Origin of the sequence: Niveispirillum sp. BGYR6, from assembly GCF_027568365.1 — a bacterium.
In the GTDB taxonomy this organism is placed as follows: Bacteria; Pseudomonadota; Alphaproteobacteria; order Azospirillales; family Azospirillaceae; genus Niveispirillum.
Genome location: NZ_JANLNL010000019.1, coordinates 29,621 through 37,602, shown reverse-complemented (window position 1 = coordinate 37,602; position 7,982 = coordinate 29,621). Strand labels below are relative to the sequence as shown.

Below are 7,982 nucleotides of genomic sequence, written 5' to 3'. Positions count from 1 at the left end.
GGAACAAGCGACGCGATCGTCACCATCTCAAGTTCCGTCTGTTGGGGCGTCTGGGGCTTAAGCATAAACACAGTGAATCAAAAACCCCCGCCATAGGCGAGGGCTTTGTCAGCAGTCTGAGGCGCCGGGGGCAAACCCCGGCGCCTTTCTGATATCCGCCCTGGTTCCCCCCATAACCCGATTGACGGGCCATGGGGGGGCAGGCGAGCGGGATTACGAACCGATGCGGCCGCCATCGGTGCGGCGGACCCACACCACCGACGGACGGGGATAGTCACCATCCGGCCACTTGGACTGGGTGTTGGAATAGAGGCCGTTGGCATCCTCGCCCGGATGCTGCACGGCAACGAACAGGGAGCTATTATCCGGCGACAGCAGCGGGCCGCAGCATTCGGCACCGGCCGGCACCGCCAGGAAGCGCTTCACCGGCACCGGCTGGCCGGCCGGCACGTTCAGCGGGGCGGCATAGAGACCGTCATTGAACGGGTAGCTGGAGGGCGTGCCGTCGGTGGCGATCCAGATATTGCCGCTATTGTCGAAGGTGATGTTGTCCGGGGAGCCGAAACGGTCACCGGTGAAGGTGGAGATGCCGTTCAGGGAGATATTGTCGGCGGCCGTCGCACCGGCTGCCGGGTCGCCCGCCAGCAGGAAGATGCGCCAGGTGAAGCTGGTGGCGGCATGGTCGCCATTGGCCTCGGTGATTTCGACAATGTGACCGGTGCGGTTCGGGCCGCGCGGGTTGGCCGCATCGGCCTTGGCCGGCACGGCACGGCCAGCACCAGAGCGGGCGCTGCTGGTGTAATTGGCGGTGCTGCTGGCGGCCTGGCGGCTGCTGTTGTTGGTCAGCACGATGTACATCTTGCCATTGCCGTAGAAATCATCATCCACGGGGGCCTGCAGGTCTTCCGGCCGGTCCATCGGGGTGGCGCCCACGGCGTCACCGGCGCGGCGGCTGTTCAGCAGCACATCGGCCTGGGTCTGGAAGCGGCGGCTGCCATCGGGATAGGTGGAGGCGGCCAGCTTCGGACCGGAGACGGCGTCGCTCAGGTCCAGCGGCAGCCAGACACCGGTGCCGTCGGCATTGAAGCGGGCGGCGTACAGCTTGCCGTTTTCCAGCAGGTTCATGTTGGCGGCGCGGTTGCCCGGCGTGTAGGTGCCGGCCGACACGAACTTGTAGACATATTCAAAGGTGGTGTCGCAGCCGGAATAGGCGGTGACCTTGTTGGTGCCGCGCGTCAGGGCGATGGTGGCGGCTTCATGCTTGAAGCGGCCCATGGCGGTGCGCTTCTTCGGGGTGGAGGTCGGGTCGTAGGGGTCGATCTCGACGATCCAGCCGAAACGGTACGGCTCGTTCACGCCTTCCGGCTTGCCGCAGTCGAAACGGGCGACATGCTTTTCCCAGCCATTGCTGCTGGTGGTGCTGGGGATCGTGTAATCCTGATGATCCAGGGCGATCTTGGCGTCGGTGATCTTGGAGCGGTTGGCGAAATACTGGTCGAAATTCTCTTCCGCCGACAGGTAGGTGCCCCAGGGGGTGAAGCCACCGGCGCAGTTATTGAAGGTGCCCAGCACGCGGGTACCGGTCGGGTCGGCCGGGGTCTTCAGCTTGTCATGGCCGGCGACGGGGCCGGTGACCTGCATCGGCGTGGTGCCGGTGACGCGGCGGTTATAGGGGGAGGTGACGTCATAGCTCCAGCGGCCGTTCAGCACGCGGACATTGACCACGCTGAAGCCGTGGGCTTCGATCTCGGTCAGGGCCTGGACTTCCGAACCGGTGTAGTTTTCAAACATGTAGGAGCCACGGGTATATTCGTGGTTCACGCACATGATATAAGACGGATAGGGCAGGCGGCCGATCTTGGCCGGGGCGCCGAACCGTTCCGGGAACATGGCGACCATGTCGCAGTTGAAGCCGAAACGCTTGGCCTGATCGGCCGGGGTCTGGTTCAGCGGGTCGAAGGCCGGCATCCCGGGGAACAGCGGGTCGCCCCAGCGGATCAGGGTATTGGCTTCGTAACCGGCGGGCACCACCACGGCGTCGGCCTTGCTTTCACCGATGGAGGTGAAGGAGAGGTCGGCGGCGGCGGCCTTGGCCTCATCACCCGTCAGGAAAATGCCGGAGGCGGACAGGGCCGCACCGGCAACAGCGCCGCTGCGCAGAAAGTTGCGGCGGCCGATGTTGGCTTCCAACACCTTGTCAAAGGTCTGGTCCGCGCCGATGCCACGTTCTTCAAGATTGTCGCGGTCGATTTCGGGGGTATCGATCTGGCTCACGGACTGTGCTCCCTGGTCTGTTGGAAAGGCCGGTTGACGCGATGTCGCGGGGACGGCATCAACTACACCAATCAAGACGACGGTAATTTTGGGAATATATGAATATTATGTGTCAATTCTATTGAGTTGGCGGATTATCATGCAGTGCAAAATATGTGAATAATTATCAATAGCAATTCTTCTCTTTGAGAACATTGCTGTTGCCTTCACATCAATCCGTAACAAAAGATGGTTAGAAGCGTGGGCTGTTTCCTCTGTCCGGCCCGGTTCCGGCGCCGGTTGAACATTCTTTTGCATATTCCGGTGACATAAGCGGCTGGTTCCTCTGCCAAAACGGGTGGACCGGCCATTGCAAAACCAGGGAAGGTTGGCGGCCACCATGGGCATCACGATCTCTTCGCGGCGTTCGCGTAACGCGGTTCATCGGCTGACGGCCGGCACGGCCATGCTGGTGCTGCTGGCCCTGGCCGGGCCGGCCCTGGCGCAGCAGAGCCTGCCCTCGGCGGCCGAACCCCGCCGGCCGGATCTGGCGCCGACACTGCCGCCCGCGGCCCCCAGCCAGGGCGGGATCGAGATTGCACCGGCCCCCGGCAGTGCCCCCGTTGCCGGGGCCGCCACCATGCCGCTGACGCTGAACCGCGTGGTGATTGAAGGGGCAGGGGTGTTCGGTCCCGGTGCCTTTGATGATCTGACGCGGGGCATCACCGGCCGGCCGATCACCCTGGCCGACCTGTTCACCACAGCCGATGCCATCACCGCGCGGTACCGCGAAGCCGGCTGGGTGCTGACCCGCGCCGTGGTGCCGGCGCAGCGGATCAGCGATGGCACCGCCACCATCCGCATTGTTGAAGGCTTCATCGCCCGCACCGTGGTGGAAGGTGATGCCGGCCCGCATAAGGATCGTATCCAGGCCTATCTGGACCGGCTGACTGCTGCCAAGCAGCCGGTGAACATCCATGATCTGGAACGCCAGCTGCTGCTGGCCAATGATCTGCCGGGCGTGCGCGCCCGTGCCGTGCTGTCGCCGGCCCCTGGCCAGACCGGCGGATCGGTGCTGACGGTGAAACTGGAACATGATCCGGTGCAGGCCTATGCCAGCATCGATAATCGCGGCTCGGAATATACCGGCCCCTGGCGCCTGCTGGCCGGTGCCGTCTTCAACGGTGCCAGCGATGGCGGCCGCTTCCTGATCAGCGGTGTCACAGCGCTCCGCGATACAGACGATCAGCAGGGCCTGACGCTGGGTTTTGATCAGTTGGTCGGCACTGAAGGCACCCTGCTGGGCATCCGCGCCGGGGTGCAGCGGGGCCAGCCGGGTTACACGCTGGCCCCGCTGGATGTGTCGACCCGCGCCAACAGCCTCAGCCTGCACGCCGCCCATCCGCTGCTGCGCAGCCGGGCCGAAACCCTTGTGCTGGAAGGCGAGTTCAGCGCCTATGAGACGCGGACCAATTTCTTCGGCCAGCGTTTTGCCGCCGATACGGTGCGCACCCTATCGCTCGGTGCGGATTTCCGCTCAGTCGATCGGGCGGGTGGCAGCAACCATCTGGCGCTGCGGGTGGTGCGGGGGCTGGATGTCTTCAACGCCACCAGCGATACGGCCCCCAACAAGTCCCGCGCCGCCGGTTCGGCTGAATTCACCCGCATGGCGCTGGATGCCGAACGGGTGCAGGTGATATCCGGCCCCTTCACCGCCCGCATCGCGCTGTCGGCGCAGATCGCCGACAAGGCCTTGCTGGCGTCAGAGGAATTCAAGCTGGGCGGGGCCACCTTCGGGCGCGGCTTCGATGATGGTGAATTGTCAGGCGATGAGGGCGTCGCCGGCTCGCTGGAACTGCGCTACGCCGTGCCGCTCTCTGTCGGGCCGACCCTGCAGCTTTATGGTTTCTATGATCATGGCAAGGTCTGGAACGATGACCCGGTGACCCTGCTTGACGGGGTGGAGCTGGCCTCTGTCGGGGGCGGCCTGCGCGCCAACCTGACGGACAATCTGTCCGCCGACCTGCAGGTGGCCAAGCCCCTGCGCCGCGATGTGGCGACCAAGGGCGACCGTGCCGCCCGCTTCTTCGCCGCCTTTACCGCCCGCTTCTGATCCGTCGGCGCCTTAATCAGGGGGAACATCCCATGGTCCGTGACATGCTCTCCAGCCGCCGCCGTCTGCTGGCCGGTTCCGCCCTCACTGGTGTGTTGGCCCTGGCCATGCCCGCCGGTGCCAACCCCACCGATCCCACCGTCGTACATGGCAGCGTCGGCTTCGCCGGCACCGGCCTGGTGCTGGAGGTGACGCAGGGCAGCGACAAGGCCATCATCGATTGGCGCAGCTTCGGCATCGCCCAGGGTGAGGTGACGCGCTTCATCCAGCCCGGCAGCGGCGCCATCGCGCTGAACCGGGTCACCGGCGATCAGACCTCCGTGCTGAATGGCCAGCTGACGGCCAATGGGCAGATTTTCCTGATCAACCCCAATGGCATCCTGTTCGGTGCCGGGGCACAGGTGGATGTGGCCGGGCTGGTGGCCACCACCGCCAATATCGATAATCAGAAATTCCTGGCCGGTGATTACCGGTTCGATATCGCCTCCCCGCTGGCCGGCGCCGCGGTGGTCAATGAAGGCCGCATCAATGCCGGCCTGGTGGCCCTGGTGGCCCCGCATGTGCGCAACAGCGGCACCATCACGGCCGAACTGGGCACGGTTTCCCTGGGTGCGGCACAGCGCTTCACGCTGGATCTGGCGGGCGACGGGCTGATCAGCTTTGATGCCGGCAGTGCCGTCGATGGGGCGAAGCTGGAACAGGCCGGCCGCATCAGCGGTGCCACCGTACTGCTGTCCGCCGCCACGGCGGCGCGGGTGGTGGATAATGTCATCGACATGACCGGCGTGGTGGAAGCGCGCGGCGCCTATCGGGATGGCGGCGACATTGTGCTGGATGGCGGCCAGGGTGCCATCGCCGTTTCCGGCACGCTGGATGCCAGCGGGCCGGCGGGTGGCGGCAATATCCAGGTGGGCAGCGCCCAGACCAGTCGGCTGGATGTGACCGCCACCGCCGCCCTGCGCGCCGACGCCACGCAGGAGGGCAGCGGCGGCCATGTCACTTTGATGTCGGCGGAACAGACGCGCTTTGCCGGCACCATCAGCGCCAAGGGGGCCGGGGCAGGGCAGGGCGGCAATGCAGAGGTTTCCTCTGCCGGTATGCTTTCCTATCAGGGCAATACCGACCTGACGGCAGAGAGCGGCGTCAAGGGCACCTTGCTGCTGGACCCCAAGAACATCATCGTGGCCGCCACGGGCAGCAGCGATGTGGCCGGCAATGACGGCTTTGGCGAGAATGCCGCGTCTGACGCCACGCTGAGCGCCGCTTCCGTGGTGGCGGCGCTGAACGGTGCCAATCTGGTGCTGCAGGCCAATAATGATATCAGCGTCAATGCGGCGGTGAATGCCTCGGCCAATGCCGGGGCCGGTGATCTGACGCTGCGGGCCGGGCGCTCGGTGGCGCTGAATGCCGATGTGACGCTGAAGGGCGGCCTGTCGGTGCTGGCCAATGATCCCGCCGCAATCGCCGCACAGCGCGACCCCGGCACCGGTTCCATCAGCGTGGCCAGCGGTGTGACAATCACCACCAGCGGCGCGCAATCCTATCAGGGTGACCTCAGCCTGGCCGGCAATCTGGTCGGCAGCGGCAGCGGCGCCATCGGCATCACCGGCGCCCTGTCGGTCACTGGTCTGGCCGGCATCGTCACCGCCGGCGGCGCGGCCGACAATGTGACGGTGAGCAACGGCACCAACGGCCCCGGCTTCCTGCTGGTGGATGCTGGTGCCGGCAGCGTCTCGCTTGGCGCGGTCGGTGCTGCGCAGGCGCTTTCCGGCCTGTCGCTGAAGGGCGGCAGCCTGGTTGTCGGCAATGTTACCACCACGGGTCAGCAGGATTATGCCGGTGCCGTGCGCTTGGCTGGCGATCTGGTCAGCAGCAAGGGGGGTACCATCCGCCTTGCTGGCCCGGTAACCCTGACCGGCGACAGCGCCATCGTCAGCGCCGGTGCAGCGGGTGACGATGTGCGCTTCACCGGTACGGTGAACGGCGCTTACGCCTTGGTGACCGACGCCGGCAAGGGTGCGGTGAGCTTTGGCGGTGCCGTCGGTGGCACGACGGCGCTGAAATTCCTCTCGGCCGGCGGTGCGACCGTCACGGTGGGTGATGTCACCACGACGGGTCAGCAGGATTACGCCGGTGCCGTGCGCTTGGCGGGTAACTTGGTCAGCACGAAGGGCGGTAGCATCCGCCTCGGTGGCCCGGTGACCTTGACCGGGGACAGTGCCGTCGTCAGCGCCGGTGCTGCGGGTGACGATGTGCGCTTCACCGGTACGGTGAACGGCGCTTACGCTCTGGTGACAGATGCCGGCAAGGGTGCCGTCAGCTTTGGCGGTGCCGTCGGTGGCACGACGGCGTTGAAGTTCCTGTCGGCCGGCGGTGCGACTGTCACGGTGGGCACTGTCACCACCACGGGTCAGCAGGATTATGCCGGTGCGGTGCGCTTGGCTGGCGATCTGGTCAGCACGAAGGGTGGTGCCATCCGCCTTGCCGGGCCGGTGACGCTGACCGGCGACAGTGCCGTCGTCAGCGCCGGTGCTGCGGGTGACGATGTGCGCTTCACCGGTACGGTGAACGGCGCTTACGCCCTGGTGACCGATGCCGGCAAGGGTGCGGTGAGCTTTGGCGGTACCGTCGGTGGTACGACGGCGTTGAAGTTCCTGTCGGCCGGTGGTGCGACCGTTGCGGTGGGCGATGTCACCACGACAGGTCAGCAGGATTATGCCGGTGCGGTGCGCTTGGCGGGTAACTTGGTCAGCACGAAGGGCGGTAGCATTCGCCTCGCTGGCCCGGTGACCTTGACCGGTGACAGTGCTGTCGTCAGCGCTGGTGCGGCGGGCGACGATGTGCGCTTCACCGGTACGGTGAACGGCGCTTACGCCCTGGTGACCGATGCCGGCAAGGGTGCGGTGAGCTTTGGCGGTGCCGTCGGTGGCACGACGGCATTGAAGTTCCTGTCGGCCGGTGGTGCGACCGTTACGGTGGGTGATGTCACCACGACAGGTCAGCAGGATTATGCCGGTGCGGTGCGCTTGGCGGGTAACTTGGTCAGCACGAAGGGCGGTAGCATCCGCCTCGGTGGCCCGGTGATCTTGAACGGTGACAGTGCCGTCGTCAGCGCTGGTGCAGCGGGTGACGATGTACGCTTCACCAGCACGGTGAATGGCGGCTACGCCCTGGTGACCGATGCCGGCAAGGGTGCGGTGAGCTTTGGCGGTGGCGTCGGTGGCACGACGGCGTTGAAGTTCCTGTCGGCCGGTGGTGCGACCGTTACGGTGGGTGATGTCACCACGACGGGTCAGCAGGATTATGCCGGTGCCGTGCGCTTGGCTGGCGATCTGGTCAGCACGAAGGGCGGTACTATCCGCCTTGCCGGGCCGGTGACGCTGACGGGTGACAGTGCGGTCGTCAGCGCTGGTGCAGCGGGTGACGATGTACGCTTCACCGGTACGGTGAACGGCGGCTACGCCCTGGTGACCGATGCCGGCAAGGGTGCGGTGAGCTTTGGCGGTGGCGTCGGTGGCACGACGGCGTTGAAGTTCCTGTCGGCCGGTGGTGCGACCGTTACGGTGGGTGATGTCACCACGACGGGTCAGCAGGATTATGCCGGTGCCGTGCGCTT

Annotated in this window: 3 protein-coding genes; 2 read left to right on the top strand and 1 reads right to left on the bottom strand. The window is 65.7% G+C overall.

Annotation, left to right across the window (positions count from 1 at the left end; all coding sequences use genetic code 11):
* Positions 1-213: 213 nt before the first annotated feature.
* Positions 214-2,274: a PhoX family phosphatase gene (locus PCJ49_RS23985; RefSeq protein ID WP_269913198.1), complete on the bottom strand. Its 2,061-nt coding sequence runs from the start codon at positions 2,272-2,274 to the stop codon at positions 214-216.
* A 379-nt stretch (positions 2,275-2,653) separates the two neighbouring features.
* Between PCJ49_RS23985 and PCJ49_RS23980 the strand changes: the two genes are divergently transcribed.
* Together PCJ49_RS23980 and PCJ49_RS23975 are read left to right on the top strand one after the other, a co-directional pair.
* Entirely contained in the window at positions 2,654-4,366 is a 1,713-nt protein-coding gene (locus tag PCJ49_RS23980) for a ShlB/FhaC/HecB family hemolysin secretion/activation protein (protein ID WP_269913197.1), read from the top strand.
* Positions 4,367-4,398: 32 nt separating this feature from the next.
* Positions 4,399-7,982: filamentous hemagglutinin N-terminal domain-containing protein (locus PCJ49_RS23975; protein ID WP_269913196.1), on the top strand; the 3,584-nt coding region annotated here is incomplete at its 3' end.